The sequence below is a fragment of the Roseovarius halophilus (ex Wu et al. 2025) genome (assembly GCF_047086965.1).
In genome coordinates, this window is record NZ_JBKOTX010000551.1 from 1 (window position 1) to 526 (window position 526).

General features: G+C 72.4%; 1 protein-coding gene and 1 pseudogene. Both read right to left on the minus strand.

Annotation, left to right across the window (positions count from 1 at the left end; translation table 11 throughout):
- The coding region (locus ACH107_RS33440) for a laccase domain-containing protein (RefSeq protein ID WP_412509877.1) at positions 1–290 on the minus strand (290 nt) is incomplete at its 3' end.
- A pseudogene (locus ACH107_RS33445) lies at positions 287–526 on the minus strand (class I SAM-dependent methyltransferase); the annotation flags it as partial. The pseudogene ACH107_RS33445 and the gene ACH107_RS33440, both read right to left, overlap by 4 nt.

The window sequence follows — 526 nt, forward strand, 5'->3', positions numbered from 1 at the left end:
CCCGGCGTGGCCGTGGCCATCGCGTCGGCGCGGGGCCGGGCGGCGGGCGGCGCGTCGAGCACGGCGACATCGGCGGAATGAACCTGATGCACGGAGACGAGGCTGTCCGGGGCCACCTCCATCGCGTCGGCCACGCGGCCGCGGTTGATCGCGACGATCTCGGCTTGGTCCGATGATCCCTGCCCGCAGTTCAGCCCGGAGAACACGCCCGATGACGCCCCGCCCTTGCGGGTGAAGAACCCGTGGCGCATCGGCGCGAGGCTGTCGGCGGTGATGATCTCCAGCGTCATGGCTCCAGTCCGGGTGGCGGGGCGTGGCCCTCGGGGAACAGTCCCAGTACCTTGAAGAGGGTCCCCATTTCGTCGGGATGGGTCAAGCGCCGATGTGCGGCCACGTGCGCCTTGAGCGCGTCGCCCTCCAGCCGGCGGGCAAGCGATTGCGCGCGCGCCGTGATGCCCAGCCGTTCAAGGAACACGCCCTGCGTGGCCAGCCGGCTGTGCGCGGCGGGCGCGGCGGCCTTGGCCAG